Origin of the sequence: Streptomyces flavofungini, assembly GCF_030388665.1 — a bacterium.
GTDB classification, from domain to species: domain Bacteria; phylum Actinomycetota; class Actinomycetes; order Streptomycetales; family Streptomycetaceae; genus Streptomyces; species Streptomyces flavofungini_A.
The window spans coordinates 2,350,733-2,370,302 of the sequence record NZ_CP128846.1 but is presented as its reverse complement, the minus strand read 5'-3'; the positions used below and the strand labels follow the sequence as shown (position 1 = coordinate 2,370,302).

The window sequence follows — 19,570 nt, the reverse complement described above, 5'->3', positions numbered from 1 at the left end:
ATGGCAAAGACCGGTACGACGACCCAGGGGCTGCGCGCGGCGATCGAGCGCAGCGGCTACTACCCGGCCCTCGTGGCCGAGGCGGTGGAAGCCGCGATCGGCGGCGAGACCATCGGGTCGTATCTGGTCCACCAGGAGACCACGTTCGACGCGAACGAGGTCCGCCGCCATGTGACGGTGCTCGTCCTCACGGACACCCGTTTCATCGTCAGCCACACCGACGAGCAGGCGGCCGACTCCACATCCCCGACGCCGTACGCCACCACCTCCACCGAGTCCGTGAAGATCGGCCGGATCTCGTCCGTGGTCGTCAGCCGCGTCGTCGCCAACCCGGAGAAGTACGTCCCCGGATCCCTGCCCCGCGAGGTCGTCCTGACCATCGGCTGGGGCGCCGTGTCCCGCATCGACCTGGAGCCCGCCGCCTGCGGCGACCCCAACTGCGAGGCCGACCACGGCTACACCGGCAGCTCCACCGCCGACGACCTGAGCCTGCGGGTCAGCGAAGCCGGCGACGGCCCCGACACCGTCCGCCAGACCCTCGCCTTCGCCCAGGCCCTCTCCGAGGCCACCGCGGCCGGCACGGACACCAGCCGCTGATGGCCCACCCGTCTCCCGCCCCCGCCCCGGACGGAGGGCGTTCCGCGCCCGCCCCTGCCGCCACCGCCTGGGACGACATCCAGCCGCTCGCCCTCGACTCCGCACCCGTGCCCGCGTACGGCACGGGATCGCTCGCCGACGTCCTGCCCACCCTGGTCGCCCACCAGGAAGTGGACGGCTTCGCCCCGCTCATCCCCGAGCTGGCCCCCGCCGACCGGAACTGCGTCTTCCTCATCGACGGCCTCGGCTGGGAGCAGCTGCGCGCGCACCCCGCCGAAGCACCCTTCCTGACCTCGCTGCTCGGCTCCTCGCGCGGCGGCACCGGCCGCCCCATCACCGCGGGCTTCCCCGCCACCACGGCGACTTCCCTGGCCTCCGTGGGCACCGGTCTGCCGCCCGGCGCCCACGGCCTGCCCGGGTACACGGTGCGCAACCCCGACAGCGGCGAGCTGATGAACCAGCTCCGCTGGAAGCCCTGGTCCGACCCGCACGCCTGGCAGCCGTACCCGACGGTCTTCCAGCGCGCCCACGACGCGGGCATCCACACCGCCCAGGTGTCCTCGCCGACCTTCGAGCACACCCCGCTCACCAGGATCGCCCTCAGCGGCGGCACCTTCCGCGGCCGCCTCTCCGGCGAGGACCGCATGGACCTCGCCGCCGAGCAGCTGGCCGCCGCGGACCGGACGCTGGTCTACACGTACTACGCCGAAGTCGACGGCAAGGGCCACCGCTTCGGCGTCGACTCCGACGCCTGGCGCGGCCAGCTCATGTACGTGGACCGACTCGTCCAGCGCCTCGCCGAGCAGCTCCCGCCGCGCAGCGCCCTGTACGTCACCGCCGACCACGGCATGCTCGACATCCCCTTCGACGACGCCTCCCGCATCGACTTCGACGAGGACTGGGAGCTGCGCGCCGGAGTCGCCCTGCTCGGCGGCGAGGGCCGCGCCCGGCACGTCTACGCAGTGCCCGGAGCCGAGGCCGACGTCCTCGCCGTCTGGCGCGAGGTGCTCGGCGAGCAGTTCTGGGTGGCGAGCAGGGACGAGGCGATCGCGGCCGGCTGGTTCGGTCCGCGCGTCGACGAACGCGTCCACGGGCGCATCGGGGACGTCGTCGCCGCCGCCCACGCCGACGTCCTCATCACCGCCTCCCAGCGGGAGCCGAGGGAGTCCGCGATGGTCGGCAACCACGGCTCGATGACCCCCGCCGAACAACTCGTACCGCTCCTCGAAGTACGCTCCTAGCTGCTTCTCGACGTGTACGTCATGGACGGCACCCCACCTCGTACGCCCCCGCGCACCTCCTCGCGCACCCACCGAAAGGCGCTCAACCCTCCATGCCTGAGCTGGTGTTCTTCTCCGGAACGATGGACTGCGGGAAGAGCACCCTCGCGCTGCAGATCGAGCACAACCGCTCGGCACGCGGCCTGCAGGGCATGATCTTCGCGCGCAACGACCGCGCGGGGGAGGGCAAGCTCTCCTCGCGGCTCGGCCTGGTCACGGAGGCCATCGAGGTGGCCGACGACCTCGACATCTACGCCTACCTCGTCGACCACCTCTCGCGCGGCGCCCGTGCCGACTACGTGATCGCCGACGAGGCGCAGTTCCTCGCGCCCGAGCAGATCGACCAGCTCGCGCGCGTGGTCGACGATCTGGGCGTGGACGTCTTCGCGTTCGGCATCACGACCGACTTCCGCTCCAAGCTGTTCCCGGGCTCCCAGCGCCTGGTCGAACTCGCGGACCGCGTCGAGGTCCTCCAGGTCGAGGCCCTGTGCTGGTGCGGCGCCCGCGCCACCCACAACGCCCGCACCAGCGGCGGCCGGATGGTCGTCGAGGGAGCCCAGATCGTCGTCGGCGACGTCAACCAGGCGGCCGACGAAGTGGGCTACGAGGTGCTGTGCCGCCGTCACTACCGGCGCCGCATGACGGCGGCCTCCGCGCGCGCGGGCGCGCTGTCGCCCGACGTGCTGCCCGTCGACACCCTGGAGCGCCCCTAGGGCCTCAGCCGGTCGCGCGCGGATGCGCGGAGCGGATGAGCGTGAAGATCGCGCCCTCGGGGTCGGCGACCGTCGCGATCCGCCCGTACCGGCCGTCCTGTGCGGGCGTGAGCACATGGCCGCCGAGCTCGGCCGCATGTTCCGCCGACGCGTCCACGTCCGCCGCTTCGAAGTACGTCATCCAGTGCGCGCCCCGGTCGTCCGGCAGTTCCTGCCCGACACCGCGCACGGACGCCACCGGGACGTCGTGGAGGCGCAGGGTCAGATAGTCCAACCCGGGGCTGGTGGCGGCCTTTTCGGTGTAGCCGAACAGCGTCCGGTAGAACTTCGCGACCTCTTCGGTCTCGCGTGTGAGGAGTTCGTTCCAGGTCGGCGTGCCCGGTACGCCCGCGACCGTCGCACCCAGGTGCAGCGACGCCTGCCAGATGCCGAACACCGCCCCCGCCGGGTCCGACGCGATCGCCATGCGCCCGGCCTCGCCCGCGTCGAGTGGCCCCACGCCGACCGTGCCGCCGCAGTGCCGCACCATCTCGGCGGCCTCGTCCGCGTCGTCCGACGCCAGGTACGGGGTCCACGCGATGGGCAGGTGGCGGTCGGCCGGCAGTTGTCCGATTCCCGCCACCTCGCAGCCGTCGAGCATCGCCCGCACATACGGGCCGAGCTGCTGCGGCCCGGGCTCGTAGGTCCAGTCGAAAAGCGCCGCGTAGAACTCCTGGGTCGCAGCCAGGTCGTGCGCCATCAGGCTCACCCAGCAGGGCGTGCCGGGTGTGTGCCGCGCGCCCTGGGCGCGTCTGTCGGCCGGCCACCGTGCCTCGGTCATCGTCACTCTCTCCTCGGGCCCTCGTGACTTCGACAGCCGGGTGACGACGGACCACAACTAACAGAGTTCAAGTTCTGGCATCTGTTGTCTGTCAGCTGTCATCCTCGTCGCCCAGCCGTTGCCACTCCGCTTCGATTCCGCTTCGGTCCGCTGTTCGAACGCGCGTGCTCTCGCCGCGCGTATGCCCGCCCGTGCAGATGCTCGCATCACCTGTAGCCCGGCGCCCCCCCGGCCGCGCCGCGCTCGCGGGCTCCCCCGCGGAGGATGCCCGATTTGCCATTTCTCATCCGTTAACGCGCGATTGCAGGGTTGTGTCCATCTGCGGTACGCGGCGTGCTCGTTTCCGTACGCCGCGTGTCCGGGCGTGGTCCGGCCGAGGATGGTATCCGGAGCTGAGCGCGGCGGCCACCCTGTGCGCAAGGATGGGGCCCATGAATGCCATCATCTCCGCATCCGAACTCGCGAGCGACTTGGCGAGCGAGAATCCGCCAGTGCTGCTCGACATCCGTTGGCAGCTGAGCGTGGCCAAGGCGGCGGGCGAGCCGCCCTTCGACGGGCGGGCCGAGCATGCGGCCGGGCACATCCCCGGGGCGGTCTTCGTCGACCTCGACGCGGACCTCGCGGGCCCGGCGGGCGCCGGGGGCAGGCATCCCCTTCCGGATGTCGAGCACTTCGGCCCGGTCATGCGGGCGGCCGGGGTCTCGGCGGACCGGCCGGTCGTCGTGTACGACGGCGGGCAGGGCTGGGCCGCCGCGCGCGCCTGGTGGCTGCTGCGCTGGGCGGGGCATCCGTCGGTGCGGGTCCTGGACGGCGGGCTGGCCGCGTGGACGGGGGAGCTGGAGTCCGGGGAGGTGACCGCGTCGGTGGCGGGCACGTTCACGCCGGTCCCGGAGTCCGTGGGCCGCGTCGACGCGGACGGCGCGGCGGCGCTGGCCCGCTCGGGTCTGCTCCTGGACGCCCGTGCCGCGGAGCGCTACCGCGGCGACGTCGAGCCCATCGACCGCGTCGGCGGCCACATCCCCGGCGCGGTCTCGGCGCCCACCACCGAGAACGTCGCGGCGGACGGCCGCTTCCGCCCCGCCGACGAACTCGCGGCCCGCTTCAAGTCCCTGGGGGCGTCCGACGCTTCGGAGGTCGGCGTGTACTGCGGCTCGGGCGTCTCCGGGGCCCACGAGGTCCTCGCCCTCGCGGTGGCGGGCATCCCGGCGACGCTGTACGTCGGCTCGTGGTCGGAGTGGTCTTCGGACCCGGCGCGGCCGGTGGCGACAGGGCCGGAGCCGCAGTAGGACGTCGCTGTCGCTGTCGCTGTCGCTGTCGCTGTCGCCGTCGCTAGCTTGGCGCGGGCGCCCGGCACCGGCGCCGGGGCCGGACCGGGAGGCCCGGTTCGGCCCCGGCGCGCGGGTACCGCGCGGAGCCAGTTGTGGTTGACGAGTGAAGGGCCTGTACGCATCTCGCGTACAGGCCCTTCACTGTGCTCTCGACGGCCCGAACCGGCGTGCGCCGGGCGTTTTCGTGTGCGCCCCACGCCCGTCGGCCCTGCCGGGCGCCGCTACTCCTGTTTCTTGCGCCGGGTGCCGAACACGATCTCGTCCCAGCTCGGCACCGCGGCGCGGCGGCCGGGGCGGACGCCGTCGGCCTCGGCCTGGCGGTCCGTGGAGCCGACGAGGCGGTCGCGGTGGCTGGCCACGGCCCGCGGCATCAGGACGTCCGCGTACGCGGAGCCTGCCGACGCGGCGCTCGCGGGCGGCTCCTCGGCCTCCGGCTCCTGCTCGGGCTCCTCCGGTGCGGACGGCAGTTCGGCGGGTGCCGTGGTGGGACGCTCGGGGACGACCATGTCGCCGCGGAAGCTCGGCACGGCCTCCAGGAGGCTGGTGAGCGAGTCTCGCTCCGGCTCGGCGACGGCCGCGGGCGCGGCCGGCTCCTGCTCGGACTCGGGCGCGCCGGGACGCTCCAGGGCGCGGTCGAGCGGCCGGTCCCGGGGGAGCCGGGCGATGCGCGGCACGAACGGGAAGCTGGGCTCGGGCGCCGCGATGTCGTCGGTCTCGCCGATCAGGGCACGGGCCTCGTCGTCGACGGCCTGGACGAGCCGCCGTGGCGGGTCGTACGTCCAGCTCGCGGAGTGCGGCTCGGTCGCGACGCGGTAGACGAGCAGGACCTCCCAGGTGCCGTCGTCGCGGCGCCAGGAGTCCCACTGGACGGTCTCCTTGTCGGCGCCGCGCAGCAGCAGTCGCTCCTGGACGGCCTCGCCGAGCTGGGGTCCGGTGTTCTCGCCGGGACGGCGCACGGGGGTCTTCCGGGCCCGCTCGGCCATGAAGGCGCGCTCGGCGAGCACGGGGCCCTCGAAGCGGCGGACGCGGTCGACGGGGATCCCGGCGAGCGAGGCGACCTCTTCCGCGCTGGCACCGGCACGTATACGGGCCTGGATGTCGCGGGGGCGGAGGTGGCTCTCCACCTCGATCTCGATCTGTCCGAGCCGCGGCCGGTCGCCGCGCACGGCGGCGCGCAGCCGTTCGTCGATCGGAAGCGTGTACTCCGTGCTGTCCGCAGCCTTCAGCACCAGCCGTGTGCCGTCGTTGCTGACGGCCACGACACGCAGTTCGGGCATGGGGACCTCCCGGGTGGTGCCTGCCGACGTCACGTGCGTCGCTGCTTCCGCTAGTCGAGTGTGGCCTGCCCGGGTGCAGCCTGCCACAACCTTGCCGAGTTGCCCGGCGTGTCGGGCATGGGCCCTGGACCGCCGTTATGGCACGGTTACCGATTCGCAACGCTAAGTGACCAACTCGATCACCCTGTGCAGCGATCCCCCTCCCGGCGGTCCTGGCTGGCCCCGGGCACCCTGGCTGGAGACCGGACCCAGGGCTCGCAACACTACTCCATTCGGGCCACCCGGGTGGACCGGCACGCCGCCGAACTTCTCACGGGGGAAGGGAGTTGGCGTCAGCCGATGTCGTGAGTCCCCCGCGCGCACGTGGCGCTCTTCACGAAAGAGCCAGAAACGGAACTATTCGCTTCGGGCGTACGTCCCTTTCTCGTGTACCTCGCGTAGCTCATACGTGAATGCGTAAGTCGTACGTGATGTCGAGAAAGGCAGGCAAGGTCCGCTGATGCGTGAAAAGCCGGGAACCGGCGGGGAGCCGAAGCAAGCGACGGAGGGTGAGCAGGAGAAGAAGCGGTTCGATCTGAGTGTGCCGCAGGTGGCGGGGAGCGCCGTGGCGGCCGTGGTGGCCGCCAAGCTCGCCTCCTCCTTCGGCGTCTACGGAACGATCCTCGGCGCCGGTGTGGTGAGCGGCATCGCCACCTGCGGAGGCACGGTCTTCCAGCACTTCTTCTCGCGTACGGGCGAGCAGATACGCGACGTGGCGGTCCAGGCCAAGCCGAAGGCCCAGCAGGTCCCGGTGACGCGGGCCACGCCGGTGCCGGAGACGTTCCAGGCGCGGGCCCACACGGGCGGCGGTCCGGTCACCACGACGTGGGGGAGGTCCGTCCCCGACGCCGACCCGACGACGGCGCTCCCGGCGGTCGACCCGGCCGACTCCACCGCGGCCCTCCCTGCAGTCGACCCGGCCGACCCCACCACCGCGCTCCCCGTGGCCGGAACCGACCCCGAGCGCACGCAGCTGCTCGGCTCCGTGGACGCCATGCAGTTCCTTCCGCACGACCAGGAGACCCGCGTCCTGCGCCAGGCCGGACCTGACGGCCACGCGATCCCCGTCGGCCCCGTCGGCCCCGCCGGCCCCGCCGGCCCCGTGCCGCCCCACGGCCCCGCCCCGGCCGACCCCGCGGTCCCTTCGGACGAGTTCTCCGAAGGGACCACTCACCGCACGCGCGTGCGCAGCTGGAAGCGGCCGTTGGTCGCCGCGGCCCTGGTCTTCGGGGTCTCGCTCGCCGGGATCACCACCTACGAGCTGGTGAGCGGAAAGAGCTTCAGCGGCGACGACAAGAGCACCACCATCCGCGACGCCCTCTCCAACAGCGGTTCCTCGTCGAAGAAGGACGACCCGCCGTCCACCGGCGACCCCGGGCAGCAGTCGGACGACGACACCTCAGGACCGGACGACGGCTCGAAGCAGGACGACGGCACGTCCAAGGACCCGTCGGACAAGCCCTCGCCCGGTGACGGCACCGGCTCGGGCAGCGGCTCCGGGAACGGCTCCGGCACGGACAAGGGCGACGAGACCGGCAACGGCAACGGCACCGACAAGGGCGACAGCGGCTCCGGCGACGGCTCGAAGCCCGACCCGAAGCCCACCCCCACGCCGACCCCGAAGCCCACGCCGACCCCGTCGAACGGCGGCGGCACCGGCAACGGGAGCGGTGACGTACAGGAGCAGCAGCAGGTGCCGGAGCAGCAGTGACCCGCGGGGGCGCCGTGAGCCGCGGGGCCCCTGCGTCAGTCGCCGAGGACTCGCCGCAGGTAGGGGTTGGAGAAGAGGCGGTCGGGGTCGAGCCGGTCGCGCAGGGCGGTGAACTCGCCGAAGCGCGGATAGGCCTTGGCCAGGTACGCGGCGTCGCGGGTGTGGAGCTTGCCCCAGTGGGGCCGTCCCTCGTGGGCGGTGAAGATCTCCTCCGCGGCGCTGAAGTACCGGCGCATGGGCGTGCCCTTGTAGAGGTGGACGGCGATGTACGCGCTGTCGCGGCCCGAGGCGGTCGAGAGCGTGATGTCGTCGGCGGGGGCGGTGCGGACCTCGACGGGGAAGCTGACGCGCAGCGGTGAGCGCTCGATCATCGACTTCAGTTCGCGCAACGTCTCGACCAGGGCCGCACGCGGGACGGCGTACTCCATCTCGACGAAGCGCACCCGGCGGGGGCTGGTGAAGACCTTGTACGGGATGTCGGTGTAGGTGCGGGCCGACAGGGCCTTGCTGGAGAGCTTCGCGATGGTGGGGATGGTGGCGGGCACGGCCCGGCCGAGCGAGTTGGCCACCTGGAAGAGGCCGTTGGAGAGGAGTTCGTCCTCTACGAAGGCGCTGATCGGGTTCGGGGGAGCGGCCGGACCGACGCTGCGGTTGTTGCGTTTGGTGTTGCAGTTGCCCGTGTGGGGGAACCAGTAGAACTCGAAGTGCTCGTTCTCCGTGACGAGTTGGTCGAACTCCGAGGTGACCTGGTCGAAGCCCATCGGTTCCTCGCGAGCCCTGAGGAAGAAGAGGGGCTCTACGGAGAACGTGATCGCGCTGATGACGCCGAGCGCGCCGAGCCCGATACGGGCGGCGGCGAAGACGTCCGGGTGCTCGTCCTTGGAACAGGTCAGGACGCGGCCGTCGGCGGTGACCAGCTCAAGTGCCCTGATCTGGGCGGCGATCGAGGCCGAGTCGCGGCCCGTGCCGTGCGTCCCGGTGCTGACGGCGCCGGAGACCGTCTGCTCCATGATGTCGCCCATGTTCGTCAGCGACAGGCCCTCACGGGCGAGCGCGGCGTTCAGGCGCTTGAGGGGCGTGCCCGCCTCGACGGTGACGGTGCCGGCCGCGCGGTCGATGTTCCGGATGCCGGTGAGGAGGTCGGGCCGCACCAGGAGGCCGTCGGTCGCGGCGGTGGCCGTGAAGGAGTGGCCGGCGCCGACGGGCTTGACCGTCAGGCCGTCCTCGCGGGCCCCGCGGATCGCGGCGACGAGTTCGTCGACCGAGGCTGGCGTCGCCTCGCGCGCGGGCCGCGCGGTGACCGTGCCCGCCCAGTTACGCCACGTCGCCGGCCGTCTCGAGCCGACCGCCGCCGTGCCCGCTCCCGTGCCCCTGCCCGTTCCCGTGCTCATGGGTCCCTCCCCGTCGCGGAACCGGCCGTTGCAGCCGGCGATACCCCAGGAATCCCACCACCACCGCAAGCGCCCCGGACACCCCCGGGACCGCGTACCCCGCACGCGAGCCCGCCGCGTCGATCACCCAGCCGGCCATGGAGGAGCCGAGCGCCACACCGACGGCGAGTCCGGTGCTGACCCAGGTCATGCCCTCGGTCAGCTTCGCGCGTGGTACGTGCTGTTCGACGAGGGCCATTGTCGTGATCATCGTCGGCGCGATGGACAGACCCGCGACGAAGAGCGCCGCGGCCAGAAACGGAAGATTCCCGGCCAGTTGAAGCGGGATCATACTCACGGCCATCGCGCAGACACCCAGCAGCCAGCGGCGTGCGGGAGCGCCCTTGAAGTGCAGCAGCCCGAAGCCGACGCCCGCCAGGCAGGAGCCGAGCGCGTAGACGGCGAGCACCAGGCTCGCGGCCCCCTTGTGGCCCTCGTCCTCGGCGAAGGCGACCGTGACCACGTCGACCGCGCCGAAGATCGCGCCGGTCGCGACGAACGTGGCGACCAGGACCTGCAGGCCCCCGGAGCGCAGCGCCGAGCCGCCGGTGTGGTGTTCGCGCGGATGCGGCACCGGTTCGGTCGCCCGCTGTGCCGTGAGCCAGAAGACACCGACCGCGAGGAAGGCGCCCGCGAGCAGCGGACCCGCCTCGGGGAACCAGGCCGTGGACAGGCCGATCGAGATGATCGGCCCGAAGATGAAGCAGACCTCGTCCACGACGGACTCGAAGGAGTACGCCGTGTGCAGCTGCGGGGTGTCGCGGTACAGCGCCGCCCAGCGGGAGCGGACCATCGATCCCACGCTCGGCACGCAGCCGACGAACGCGGCACAGACGAAAAGCGTCCAGTCCGGCGCCTCGAACTTCGCCGCGAGCAGCAGCCCCGACACGGCGAACAGCGACACCAGCGTCGCCGGTCTGAGCACCCGCCGCTGGCCGTGCCGGTCCACGAGCCGGGAGATCTGCGGGCCGATCGCCGCCGCGGACAGCGCGACGGTGGCCGAGAGCGCGCCCGCGAGACCGTACCGCCCGGTGAGCTGGGAGATCATCGTGACGATGCCGATGCCCATCATCGACAGCGGCATCCGCCCGAGGAAGCCCGCGACGGAGAACTCCTTGGAGCCGGGGGCGGCGAATATGGCGCGGTAGGGGCTCGGCACGTGGGACTCCGCGGGGGCGGCGGAGCGCTCGGACAGCGGGCTCCGGTAAGGCGTGAAGATGGCCGATACAGCTTACGGCTCCCGGGGCGCGGGCGCACCGTGTTTTCCGCGCCGCCGGGTGGCGGTTTCACCGCTGTCAGTGGCGGGTGGCAGGATCAAATACATGTCCGAAGCGCTGGATCCCACTCCCTACGACGCCTTGCTGCTGCTCTCGTTCGGCGGCCCCGAAGGGCCGGACGACGTCGTCCCGTTCCTGGAGAACGTGACGCGAGGCCGCGGCATCCCCAAGGAGCGCCTGAAGGAGGTGGGGCAGCACTACTTCCTGTTCGGCGGCGTGAGCCCCATCAACGATCAGAACCGCACCCTCCTGGAGGCCCTGCGCAAGGACTTCGCGGAGCACGGCCTCGACCTGCCGGTCTACTGGGGCAACCGCAACTGGGCGCCGTATCTGACGGACACCCTGCGCGAGTTGGTCCAGGACGGCCGCCGCCGCGTCCTGGTCCTCGCCACCAGCGCGTACGCGTCGTACTCGGGCTGCAGGCAGTACCGCGAGGATCTCGCGGCCGCCCTGGCCACCCTCAAGGACGAGGGCCTCGACGTGCCCCGCGTGGACAAGCTGCGGCACTACTTCAACCACCCCGGTTTCGTGCGCCCCATGGTCGACGGAGTCCTGAAGTCCCTGGCCGACCTCCCCGAGGACGTCCGGGACGGCGCGCACCTGGCCTTCACGACGCACTCCATCCCCACCGCCGCGGCCGACACCTCCGGCCCCGCCGACACCCACGGCGACGGCGGTGCGTACGTACGCCAGCACCTGGACGTGGCGGCCCTCGTCGCCGACGCGGTCCGCGCGGAGACCGGCGTCGACCGCCCCTGGCAGCTCGTCTACCAGTCCCGCAGCGGTGCCCCGCACATCCCCTGGCTCGAGCCCGACATCTGCGACCACCTCCAGGAGCGGCACGAGGCGGGTGCCCCGGCCGTGGTCATGGTCCCGATCGGCTTCGTCTCGGACCACATGGAGGTCCTGTACGACCTCGACACCGAGGCCACGGCGAAGGCCGCTGAGCTCGGCCTGCCGGTGCGCCGCTCGGCCACCGTCGGCGCCGACCCGAGGTTCACCGCCGCCGTCCGCGAGCTGGTCCTGGAGCGCGCCGCCACCGAGAGCGGGCGCCCCTCGGCCCCCTGCGCCCTGGGCGCCCTCGGCCCGAGCCACGACCTGTGCCCCGTGGGCTGCTGCCCCGCCCGCACCCCCAAGCCCGCCGCCGCGGGCGCCGACAGCCCGTTCGCCTAGGCCGTGCCCGCCGCACCGAGGAGCACCGTGACCGACCACGCCCCGCAGGACCCCCTCAGGGCCGAACTGCTCGCCGTCGCCCTGGAAGCCGCGAGCCGCGCCGGTGAGCTGCTGCGCGACGGCCGCCCGGACGACCTCGGCGTCGCCGCGACCAAGAGCAGCGCCGTCGACGTCGTCACCGAGATGGACATCGCGTCCGAGAAGCTGATCACGGACTTCCTCGCCGACCGCAGACCCGGCGACGGCGTGCTCGGCGAGGAGGGCGCGAGCTCCGCGGGCACCAGCGGCGTCCAGTGGGTCGTCGACCCCGTCGACGGCACCGTGAACTACCTGTACGGCCGCCCGGACTGGGCGGTGTCGATCGCCGCCCGCAAGGACGGCGAGACCCTGGTCGGCGTCGTCCACGCGCCCGTACGCGGCGAGACGTTCCGCGCGGTGCTCGGACAGGGCGCGTACGTCGACGACCGGCCCGTGCGGGTCCGCCCGGCGCCGCCGTTCGAGCAGGCCCTCATCGGCACGGGATTCGGGTACGTCGCCGAGCGGCGCGCCCGGCAGGCCGAGGTCGTCCGGCACCTGCTGCCGCGCGTGCGGGACATCCGGCGGGCCGGTTCGGCGGCCATCGACCTGTGCGACGTGGCGGCGGGACGCCTGGACGCGTACTACGAACGGGGCCTGAATCCCTGGGACTTCGCGGCCGGCGACCTCATCGCCCGGGAGGCGGGCGCCCTGACCGGCGGCCGCCCCGGAGAGCCCCTCTCGGGCGAGCTGACCGTGGCGGGCCCGCCCGGCCTCTTCGAGCCCCTTCAGGCCCTCCTCGACGACCTCGGTGCCTGGCACGACTGACCCGGACCGGACGCCGGAGGCAGCCGGGCCCGGAGCTCCGCGACCCGGCACGCGCACGACGAAGCCCCGACACCTCCTGGAAGGTGTCGGGGCTTCGTCGCGCGCGGCCCGGACCGGACGGCTGGAGACATCCCGGTCCGCGGGCCGGTCAGTGGGTCGGGGCGGCGACCTCCACGCCGTGCTCGGCTGCCAGGCGGTGCAGATCCTCCAGCTCGGCCAGTTCGACCTCGGCCAGGAAGTCGTCGCCTGTCTCGCGGGCCCGCGTGAGGTCGGACTCCGTGGTCTTTATGCGCTGCAGAAGACCTGCGGTGAATGCGTCCATGGTTGCGCCCCCTCGGCTGGGTCGTGGGTCGGTGGCACGGGGGTGTGCCGTGGAGAAGGGGCGATCACGTCCGGCGCCCGCTGCGTGAAGCAGGTCGTGGCATGCCACATACGAAGCGTGATCGCGGGTGTAAGGCCGTCCTCCCCCCGCCCTCTTCGACGGAAACCTCAACCGGAGCAGAAAATCCCGCATTCCCGGGGCCCGAGGCCGCCTTACAGCCGGTTTATGGCCGAAAGGGGCAGGATGGAGGTCTCACTCCACGTACAGGCCTGCCCTGGCGCGTCCGCGCGCCGGGCACAGAGGAAGGACAAGCGACGTGCGCGTACTCGTCGTCGAGGACGAGCAGCTGCTCGCCGATGCGGTGGCCACCGGACTGCGCCGGGAGGCCATGGCAGTCGACGTCGTGTACGACGGCGCGGCCGCCCTGGAACGCATCGGCGTGAACGACTACGACGTGGTCGTCCTGGACCGCGACCTGCCCGTCGTCCACGGTGACGACGTCTGCCGCAAGATCGTCGAGCTCGGCATGCCGACGCGCGTCCTGATGCTCACCGCGTCCGGCGACGTCAGCGACCGCGTCGAGGGCCTGGAGATCGGCGCGGACGACTACCTCCCCAAGCCCTTCGCGTTCAGTGAGCTGACCGCCCGGGTGCGCGCCCTCGGGCGGCGCACCAGCGTGCCGCTGCCGCCCGTCCTGGAGCGCGCCGGCATCAAGCTCGACCCGAACCGCCGCGAGGTGTTCCGCGACGGCAAGGAGATCCAGCTGGCGCCCAAGGAGTTCGCCGTCCTTGAGGTGCTGCTGCGCAGCGAGGGCGCGGTCGTCTCCGCGGAGCAGCTCCTGGAGAAGGCCTGGGACGAGAACACGGACCCGTTCACGAACGTCGTCCGGGTCACCGTCATGACCCTGCGCCGCAAGCTCGGCGAGCCCGCCGTCATCGTGACGGTCCCGGGCTCCGGCTACCGGATCTGACCCGGTGGCCGCGACTCCCGCGCCCCCAGGGGCGCCCCCGAAGCCCACCTGGGACCCGAGGAAGATCGACCCGCCGTTCCCGTGGCTGCGCCCGACCATCCGGATAAGGCTCACGCTGCTGTACGGCGGGATGTTCCTGATCGCGGGCATCCTGCTGCTCTCGATCATCTACCTCCTCGCCGCGCAGGCCCTGAACACCGGCAACGAACCCCTCTTCAAGATCGTGGGCGGCCAGGAGATCCGGGTGACCAGCGACAACTGCCCGCAGGCCTCCTCGGGCAACTTGCTGATCCCCGAGTTCAACGCGGCGATCAGCGCCTGCACCGACCACCAGCGCCAGGTCGCCCTGGACAACCTCCTCAGCCGCTCGCTGCTCGCCCTGCTCGGCCTCGCGGTCATCGCCTTCGCCTTCGGCTACGCGATGGCGGGCCGCGTGCTCTCCCCGCTCGGCCGGATCACCCGCACCGCGCGCGCGGTGGCGGGCTCGGACCTGTCCCGCCGGATCGAGCTGGACGGCCCGGACGACGAGCTGAAGGAGCTTTCGGACACCTTCGACGAGATGCTGGAGCGACTGCAGCGGGCCTTCACCGCCCAGCAGCGCTTCGTGGGCAACGCCTCGCACGAACTGCGCACCCCCCTGGCGATCAACCGCACGCTCCTCGAAGTGCACTTGTCCGATCCCGGTGCGCCCGTGGAACTGCAGCAGCTCGGCAAGACGCTGCTCGCCACCAACGAGCGCAGCGAGCAGCTCGTGGAGGGCCTGCTGCTGCTCGCCCGCAGCGACAACCAGATCGTGGAACGCAAGCCCGTGGACCTCGCCGAAGTCGCCGACCGCGCAGTCGACCAGGCGCTGTCCGAGGCCGAGGCCAAGGGCGTGCAGATCCGCGGCGAGCGGGGCCCGGCGGTCGTGCAGGGCAACGGCGTGCTCCTGGAGCGCATCGCACTGAACCTCGTACAGAACGCCGTGCGCTACAACGTGAAAGAGGAGGGCTGGGTGGAGGTGACCACCGAGACCCAGCACGGGCAGGCCGTCCTCGTGGTGACCAACACCGGTCCGGTGGTGCCCGCGTACGAGATCGACAGCCTCTTCGAGCCCTTCCGCCGCCTGCGCACCGAGCGCACCGGCAGCGACAAGGGGGTCGGTCTCGGCCTGTCCATCGCCCGGTCGGTGGCGCGGGCCCACGGGGGCCGTATCATCGCGGAGCCGCGCGAGGGGGGTGGGCTCGTGATGCGAGTCACCCTGCCGATCTGAGATGCTGCCGCACAAGCGCCAGGATGTTCGCTTTACGCGGAATTTTCGGGACCTGTTCTCCGAGGATTCCTGTGTGATCGATCACAGGAGCGATTTTTCGGCCATCTACTCTCCGTGACCGTCGAAGTCGCCGGAAAGCCGGGAAAATCCGGGTTTTCAGGGGTCTTGATCACGGGAAGTACTCGGGGTGGCGCCCGTGAAGTGCGACATTCGGACCGTGTACGGTCCCGATCGCCATCCAAACCGATCACCTCTTCAGGGGTGCGGTTGGGTGTCGATTGAGTAACAGACCTTGATGTGAGGCAAAATCTCCGCCTCAGGTCGGGCACAAGTCCGGCCTCTCACGCGTTACGTGCGCTGAGACACCGCAGACACCCAGAGGGGGAGAGCGACATGGCAACGGACTACGACACCCCACGCAAGACCGACGATGACGTCAACGAGGACAGCATCGAGGAGCTGAAGGCCCGGCGGAACGACAAGTCGACCTCGTCGGTCGACGTCGACGAGTTCGAGGCCGCCGAGGGCCTGGAGCTGCCCGGCGCGGACCTGTCCAACGAGGAGCTCGCCGTGCGCGTGCTCCCCAAGCAGCAGGACGAGTTCACGTGCATGAGCTGCTTCCTGGTGCACCACCGCAGTCAGCTGGCCCGGGAGAAGAACGGCCAGCCGATCTGCCGCGACTGCGACTGAAGCGGGGTCGGCCGTGACTGGCTCGACCCCGCCCAGGAAGCACCGCTTCCAGGACCAGGGAGCGGACGCGGACGCGTCCGAGCGCGCGTCGGAGGCCGAGCGGGGCCCTGAGGCCTCGCTCGACCCTGCCGGTACCCCGTCGCACGGCGACGGCGCCACAGGGGCGCAGAACGCCGCTGAGGGGGCGTACGAGGCGGTTCCCGCGCTGGTGCGCGGTTCCGCCCTGGCAGTGCCGGAGACGGCCGCTCTCGAAGCGGCGGACAGGGAGTTCGACGGGGAAGGCACGGAGACGGACGAGCAGGGGATCCGAGGCAAGGGCCGCCGCATCACCGCCGTCACGAACGGACTGAAGAACGGCGTGCGCCGCGGCGGACGCAGCGCCAAGGCCGGCATCGGCTATCTCGCCGACCGGATCATCGAGAACGCCCCGCGGGTCCCGGTCCGCGACCTGGCGACGCTCCGCAAGCAGTTCCCGGGCCTCGGCCCCGAGCAGCTCGCGGACAAGCTCATCGCCGGGGCGGCGAACGCGACCTCCACGGTGGGCGCCGGAGTCGGCGCGGCGGCGATGCTGCCCGTGCCGCCCGCGATGCCCGCCGAGCTGGCCGCCGAGATCACCGGCGTCGCGGCCATAGAGCTGAAGCTGATCGCGGAGCTGCACGAGGTCTACGGCCGCCGTCCCGAGGGCAACCTCAAGGAGCGCAGCGCCGCCTATCTGAGCGCCTGGACCGAGGAGCGCGGCATCGACGTGGTCAAGCCCGCGTCGATCAACGCGGCCCTCGGCAGCCACATGAAGCGGGAACTGCGCCAGCAGATCATGAAGCGGATGGTGCGCAACCTGCCGAACCTGCTGCCGTTCATGGTGGGAGCGGCGGTCGGCGCCGTGATGAACCGCAGGGACACCAAGAAGCTCGCCGAGCGTGTGCGCGCCGACCTGCGCCGCAGCCAGGTCCCCTGGGACGCGCTGGAGGGCCTGCCGCCCCTCGATGCCCCCGCCGACCCGCTGCGGTTCGGGCACAAGCCCAAGGAGCTCGGAGCCTGAAGCCCCGGCTCGCGCGGCGCTCCGGGAAGGCCCGCGCAGGGCTCCGGGAAGGTCCGCGCAGAGTTCCGGCAAGTCCGCTCGGGGCTCCGGAATGCCGCTCGGGGCCGGGTCGGGAGGGCCGCTCGGGGCCGGACCGGCACTACGCCGCGCGTACGGCGTTCAGGGCAGCCGCCAGACCCTCGGGGTTCCGCGTCGACAGGTACACGTACGGAGTGGGGTCCTCGGGGTCCGTCACCTCTACCCGCAGTGCCGTGGGGATGTAGCTGCGCAGCACCATGAACGCGCGCGGATCCGCCTTGTACGTCCGCCAGGCACGGGCCTCCGCCTCGTCCAGGGGCTCCGCCGCCCCCAGCGCCGTCACCGGGATCTTCGCGTCCCCGGCGACCAGGGAGCCCGCCACCACACGGATCCGCACCGAGCCGTAGGCGCTGGTGAGGACCGCCATGAGGGCCGTCACGCCGACCAGACCGCCGAGGACGGGCACCGTCCCGAAGGGGAGCATCGTCAGGCCCGCTCCCACACCGGCGAGGACCGAGACGAGCCACCACGAACGGGGCGCGGTCAGGCGTTCTTCGTAAGGCTGCATGAAGCCAAGCTTGGCACGGTGCGCGACGGCCGCTGACGCGGAGGTAAGGTCTGCGCCTGTGAGTGGTACATCAGCAGCTCTGACACCCCCGGCGGACGCCGTACGTCCCGCCCGCCACCCGGACGCGCCCGCGCCCGGCGAACTCATCGGCGCGCACTACGAGCACTGTTTCGGGTGCGGGGGAGGGCAGGCCCACGGGCTGCACCTGGAGGCGCGGGCCGGTGAAGGCCTCGCCATCACCGCCGAGTTCACGGTGCGCGAGGCGCATCAGGGGGCGCCGGGGCTCGCGCACGGCGGCGTGCTCGCCGCCGCGCTCGACGAGACGCTCGGCTCCCTGAACTGGCTGCTGCGGGTGATCGCCGTGACCGGGCGGCTCGAGACGGACTTCCGGCGGCCGGTTCCGGTCGGCACCGTGCTGTTCCTCGAGGCCGAGGTGACGGCCGTCGCGGGACGGAAGATCTACTCGACCGCCACCGGCCGGATCGGCGGGCCCGAAGGTCCCGTCGCCGTACGCGCCGACGCCCTCTTCATCGAGGTGAAGGTGGACCACTTCATCGAGAACGGCCGCCCGGAGGAGATCCGCGCGGCCATGAACGACCCGGACCAGATCCGGCGCGCCCGCGCCTTCGAGGTGAACCCGTGACCCACCCTGCCCCTTTGGACGTGCTGATCCGGCGCGTCGACCCCGACGTACCGCTGCCGGCGTACGCGCAGCCCGGCGATGCCGGCGCCGACGTGCGGACGACCGAGGCGTGCGAACTCGCGCCCGGTGAACGGGCGGTGCTGCCGACCGGGGTTTCCATCGCGCTGCCCGAGGGGTACGCGGCCTTCGTGCACCCCCGGTCGGGCCTCGCCGCACGCTGCGGTGTCGCCATGGTGAATGCCCCGGGGACGATTGATGCCGGGTACCGTGGGGAGATCAAGGTGATCGTGGTGAATCTCGACCCGCGCGAGAGCGTGCGGTTCGAGCGCTTCGACCGGATTGCCCAACTGGTCGTCCAACAGGTCGAGAAGGTGCGCTTCCAAGAGGTGGCGGAGCTTCCCGGCTCGGTGCGGGCCGAAGGGGGATTCGGGTCCACCGGGGGCCATGCCGCCGTGGGCGTCAGCGCGGATGAACAAACGGGTGGGAATCGATACGCGTCGGTCGTATCCGACCGGGAAGGACAGTGACGTGTTCGGACGTCGCAAGAAGAGCGGTGCCGCCGAGGACGCGGCGAGCGAGGCCGAGCAGGTCGTCGACGGCATCGACAGCGAGGATGCCGAGGGTGCTGAGCCGCAGCGCGTGAGGCTGGAGCCGGAGCCGCGCCCCGACGGTCCCTGGGACATCTCCGAGGTCCGTGAGCCCGGCGAGGGCCGGGTCGACCTGGGCGGCCTTTTCGTGCCGGGGGTCGAGGGCATGGAGCTGCGCGTGGAGGTCGCCGGTGACGCGATCGTCGCGGCCACCGTCGTGCTCCAGGACAGTGCCGTGCAGCTGCAGGGCTTCGCCGCCCCCAAGCGCGAGGGCATCTGGGGCGAGGTCCGCGAGGAGATCGCCTCCGGCATCACCCAGCAGGGCGGTGTCATCGACGAGGTCGAGGGTCCGCTCGGCTGGGAGCTGCGGGCGCAGGTGCCGGTGCAGCTGCCGGACGGCACAGGCGGCTTCCAGGTGGTCAGGTTCGTCGGTGTGGACGGGCCGCGCTGGTTCCTGCGGGGTGTGATCTCCGGGCAGGGGGCCGTGCAGCCGCAGGCCGCGGGTCTGCTCGAGCAGATCTTCCGGGACACCGTCGTGGTCCGCGGCGATGGTCCGATGGCCCCGCGCGACCCGATCGTCCTCAAGCTGCCGGACGACGCGCAGATGGTGCCCGAGGGCGTCCAGCAGGAGGACCAGGAGACCTCCCGGTTCTCCGGTGGCATGGGCCAGCTCGCGCGGGGCCCGGAAATCACCGAAGTACGCTGACACCCCAGCCGCCGACGCGTCCGGACGGGTGACCCCGAGGCGCGGGAACGGCGGTCGTCTCTGATCGGAAAAGGTGCGAGCCGATGGGCCGCACTCCCTCACGGGGGAGTGCGGCCCATCGGTGTTTTCCCAGGTGAGAACGGAACGCGTAAGAGAGTCGTCAATGCGGCGCCCCTGCCCGTAAGGGAGGTGTCAACGGCGATCGAAACCCGCCAGCGAGGCGGTTTCCTCAACACGTCAGTAATTCCGAATCTCATCTAGGAGCACACGATGGCCGACGTGGCCTT

At 71.9% G+C, this 19,570-nt stretch carries 20 protein-coding genes; 14 read left to right on the top strand and 6 right to left on the bottom strand.

Annotated features, from left to right (window positions below; all coding sequences use genetic code 11):
- The 3 genes from QUY26_RS09195 (at window position 1) to QUY26_RS09185 (ending at window position 2,590) form a co-directional block, all read left to right on the top strand.
- Entirely contained in the window at window positions 1–597 is a 597-nt protein-coding gene (locus tag QUY26_RS09195; RefSeq protein WP_030357339.1) for a DUF5998 family protein, read from the top strand.
- Complete coding sequence (locus QUY26_RS09190) at window positions 597–1,838, top strand: alkaline phosphatase family protein (protein WP_289944904.1); 1,242 nt, start codon at window positions 597–599, stop codon at window positions 1,836–1,838. The genes QUY26_RS09195 and QUY26_RS09190 overlap by 1 nt, the downstream gene beginning before the upstream one ends.
- Window positions 1,839–1,930: 92 nt before the next feature.
- The gene (locus QUY26_RS09185) at window positions 1,931–2,590 is read left to right on the top strand and encodes a thymidine kinase (RefSeq protein ID WP_289944902.1); all 660 of its coding nucleotides are present in this window, start codon (window positions 1,931–1,933) and stop codon (window positions 2,588–2,590) included.
- A gap of 4 nt (window positions 2,591–2,594) precedes the next feature.
- On the opposite strand, the gene QUY26_RS09180 is transcribed toward QUY26_RS09185, so the two are convergent.
- Window positions 2,595–3,410, bottom strand: a complete 816-nt coding sequence (locus tag QUY26_RS09180) for a VOC family protein (protein WP_289944901.1) — start codon at window positions 3,408–3,410, stop codon at window positions 2,595–2,597.
- 431 nt (window positions 3,411–3,841) lie between these two features.
- On the opposite strand from QUY26_RS09180, the gene QUY26_RS09175 reads away from it, so the two are divergent.
- Window positions 3,842–4,696, top strand: coding sequence for a sulfurtransferase (locus tag QUY26_RS09175; RefSeq protein ID WP_289944899.1), 855 nt, complete (start codon window positions 3,842–3,844; stop codon window positions 4,694–4,696).
- A gap of 263 nt (window positions 4,697–4,959) precedes the next feature.
- On the opposite strand, the gene sepH is transcribed toward QUY26_RS09175, so the two are convergent.
- Entirely contained in the window at window positions 4,960–6,015 is a 1,056-nt protein-coding gene (gene sepH, locus QUY26_RS09170) for a septation protein SepH (protein ID WP_289944897.1), read from the bottom strand.
- Between the two features lie 499 nt (window positions 6,016–6,514).
- On the opposite strand from sepH, the gene QUY26_RS09165 reads away from it, so the two are divergent.
- Window positions 6,515–7,765 (top strand): hypothetical protein, encoded by a 1,251-nt coding sequence (locus tag QUY26_RS09165; protein ID WP_289944895.1) that lies wholly within the window; start codon window positions 6,515–6,517, stop codon window positions 7,763–7,765.
- Window positions 7,766–7,800: 35 nt separating this feature from the next.
- Here QUY26_RS09165 and QUY26_RS09160 read toward each other — a convergent pair whose 3' ends face one another.
- A complete protein-coding gene (locus tag QUY26_RS09160) occupies window positions 7,801–9,156 on the bottom strand; it encodes a D-arabinono-1,4-lactone oxidase (RefSeq protein WP_289944894.1) in 1,356 nt (451 codons plus the stop codon).
- The gene (locus tag QUY26_RS09155) at window positions 9,080–10,354 is read right to left on the bottom strand and encodes an MFS transporter (protein ID WP_289944892.1); all 1,275 of its coding nucleotides are present in this window, start codon (window positions 10,352–10,354) and stop codon (window positions 9,080–9,082) included. The genes QUY26_RS09160 and QUY26_RS09155 overlap by 77 nt, the downstream gene beginning before the upstream one ends.
- A gap of 163 nt (window positions 10,355–10,517) precedes the next feature.
- Between QUY26_RS09155 and QUY26_RS09150 the strand changes: the two genes are divergently transcribed.
- Together QUY26_RS09150 and QUY26_RS09145 are read left to right on the top strand one after the other, a co-directional pair.
- A complete protein-coding gene (locus QUY26_RS09150; protein ID WP_289944889.1) occupies window positions 10,518–11,645 on the top strand; it encodes a ferrochelatase in 1,128 nt (375 codons plus the stop codon).
- Window positions 11,646–11,672: 27 nt separating this feature from the next.
- Window positions 11,673–12,488, top strand: coding sequence for an inositol monophosphatase family protein (locus QUY26_RS09145; RefSeq protein ID WP_289944887.1), 816 nt, complete (start codon window positions 11,673–11,675; stop codon window positions 12,486–12,488).
- A 148-nt stretch (window positions 12,489–12,636) separates the two neighbouring features.
- On the opposite strand, the gene QUY26_RS09140 is transcribed toward QUY26_RS09145, so the two are convergent.
- Window positions 12,637–12,810 (bottom strand): hypothetical protein, encoded by a 174-nt coding sequence (locus QUY26_RS09140; protein ID WP_169786659.1) that lies wholly within the window; start codon window positions 12,808–12,810, stop codon window positions 12,637–12,639.
- Between the two features lie 316 nt (window positions 12,811–13,126).
- Between QUY26_RS09140 and QUY26_RS09135 the strand changes: the two genes are divergently transcribed.
- From QUY26_RS09135 to QUY26_RS09120, 4 genes are all read left to right on the top strand, one after another.
- Complete coding sequence (locus QUY26_RS09135; protein ID WP_016639100.1) at window positions 13,127–13,780, top strand: response regulator transcription factor; 654 nt, start codon at window positions 13,127–13,129, stop codon at window positions 13,778–13,780.
- A gap of 4 nt (window positions 13,781–13,784) precedes the next feature.
- Window positions 13,785–15,032 carry a sensor histidine kinase gene (locus QUY26_RS09130; RefSeq protein ID WP_289944880.1) on the top strand — a complete coding sequence of 416 codons (1,248 nt, stop codon included), beginning with the start codon at window positions 13,785–13,787 and terminating at the stop codon, window positions 15,030–15,032.
- A 393-nt stretch (window positions 15,033–15,425) separates the two neighbouring features.
- Entirely contained in the window at window positions 15,426–15,722 is a 297-nt protein-coding gene (locus QUY26_RS09125) for a DUF4193 domain-containing protein (RefSeq protein ID WP_030357326.1), read from the top strand.
- A gap of 13 nt (window positions 15,723–15,735) precedes the next feature.
- Window positions 15,736–16,761: a hypothetical protein gene (locus tag QUY26_RS09120; RefSeq protein WP_289944875.1), complete on the top strand. Its 1,026-nt coding sequence runs from the start codon at window positions 15,736–15,738 to the stop codon at window positions 16,759–16,761.
- 139 nt (window positions 16,762–16,900) lie between these two features.
- On the opposite strand, the gene QUY26_RS09115 is transcribed toward QUY26_RS09120, so the two are convergent.
- Complete coding sequence (locus tag QUY26_RS09115; protein WP_289944873.1) at window positions 16,901–17,347, bottom strand: DUF3093 domain-containing protein; 447 nt, start codon at window positions 17,345–17,347, stop codon at window positions 16,901–16,903.
- 58 nt (window positions 17,348–17,405) lie between these two features.
- Here QUY26_RS09115 and QUY26_RS09110 point away from each other — a divergent pair, with 58 nt between their 5' ends.
- Genes QUY26_RS09110 through QUY26_RS09100 form a run of 3 tightly spaced genes read left to right on the top strand, consistent with a single transcriptional unit; the run spans window position 17,406 to window position 19,283 of the window.
- Window positions 17,406–17,990 (top strand): PaaI family thioesterase, encoded by a 585-nt coding sequence (locus QUY26_RS09110; RefSeq protein ID WP_289944870.1) that lies wholly within the window; start codon window positions 17,406–17,408, stop codon window positions 17,988–17,990.
- Window positions 17,991–18,010: 20 nt separating this feature from the next.
- A complete protein-coding gene (dut, locus tag QUY26_RS09105; RefSeq protein WP_289955610.1) occupies window positions 18,011–18,517 on the top strand; it encodes a dUTP diphosphatase in 507 nt (168 codons plus the stop codon).
- A gap of 1 nt (window position 18,518) precedes the next feature.
- On the top strand, window positions 18,519–19,283 hold the full coding sequence (locus QUY26_RS09100; RefSeq protein ID WP_289944867.1) for a DUF3710 domain-containing protein: 765 nt from the start codon (window positions 18,519–18,521) through the stop codon (window positions 19,281–19,283).
- The last annotated feature ends 287 nt before the right edge of the window (window positions 19,284–19,570 follow it).

Coding starts and splice junctions, on each gene's coding strand:
- QUY26_RS09195 (WP_030357339.1), top strand. CDS start 1: ATGGCAAAGACCGGTACGACGACCCAGGGGCTGCGCGCGGCGATCGAG.
- QUY26_RS09190 (WP_289944904.1), top strand. CDS start 597: ATGGCCCACCCGTCTCCCGCCCCCGCCCCGGACGGAGGGCGTTCCGCG.
- QUY26_RS09185 (WP_289944902.1), top strand. CDS start 1,931: ATGCCTGAGCTGGTGTTCTTCTCCGGAACGATGGACTGCGGGAAGAGC.
- QUY26_RS09180 (WP_289944901.1), bottom strand. CDS start 3,410: ATGACCGAGGCACGGTGGCCGGCCGACAGACGCGCCCAGGGCGCGCGG.
- QUY26_RS09175 (WP_289944899.1), top strand. CDS start 3,842: ATGAATGCCATCATCTCCGCATCCGAACTCGCGAGCGACTTGGCGAGC.
- sepH (WP_289944897.1), bottom strand. CDS start 6,015: ATGCCCGAACTGCGTGTCGTGGCCGTCAGCAACGACGGCACACGGCTG.
- QUY26_RS09165 (WP_289944895.1), top strand. CDS start 6,515: ATGCGTGAAAAGCCGGGAACCGGCGGGGAGCCGAAGCAAGCGACGGAG.
- QUY26_RS09160 (WP_289944894.1), bottom strand. CDS start 9,156: ATGAGCACGGGAACGGGCAGGGGCACGGGAGCGGGCACGGCGGCGGTC.
- QUY26_RS09150 (WP_289944889.1), top strand. CDS start 10,518: ATGTCCGAAGCGCTGGATCCCACTCCCTACGACGCCTTGCTGCTGCTC.
- QUY26_RS09140 (WP_169786659.1), bottom strand. CDS start 12,810: ATGGACGCATTCACCGCAGGTCTTCTGCAGCGCATAAAGACCACGGAG.
- QUY26_RS09125 (WP_030357326.1), top strand. CDS start 15,426: ATGGCAACGGACTACGACACCCCACGCAAGACCGACGATGACGTCAAC.
- QUY26_RS09115 (WP_289944873.1), bottom strand. CDS start 17,347: ATGCAGCCTTACGAAGAACGCCTGACCGCGCCCCGTTCGTGGTGGCTC.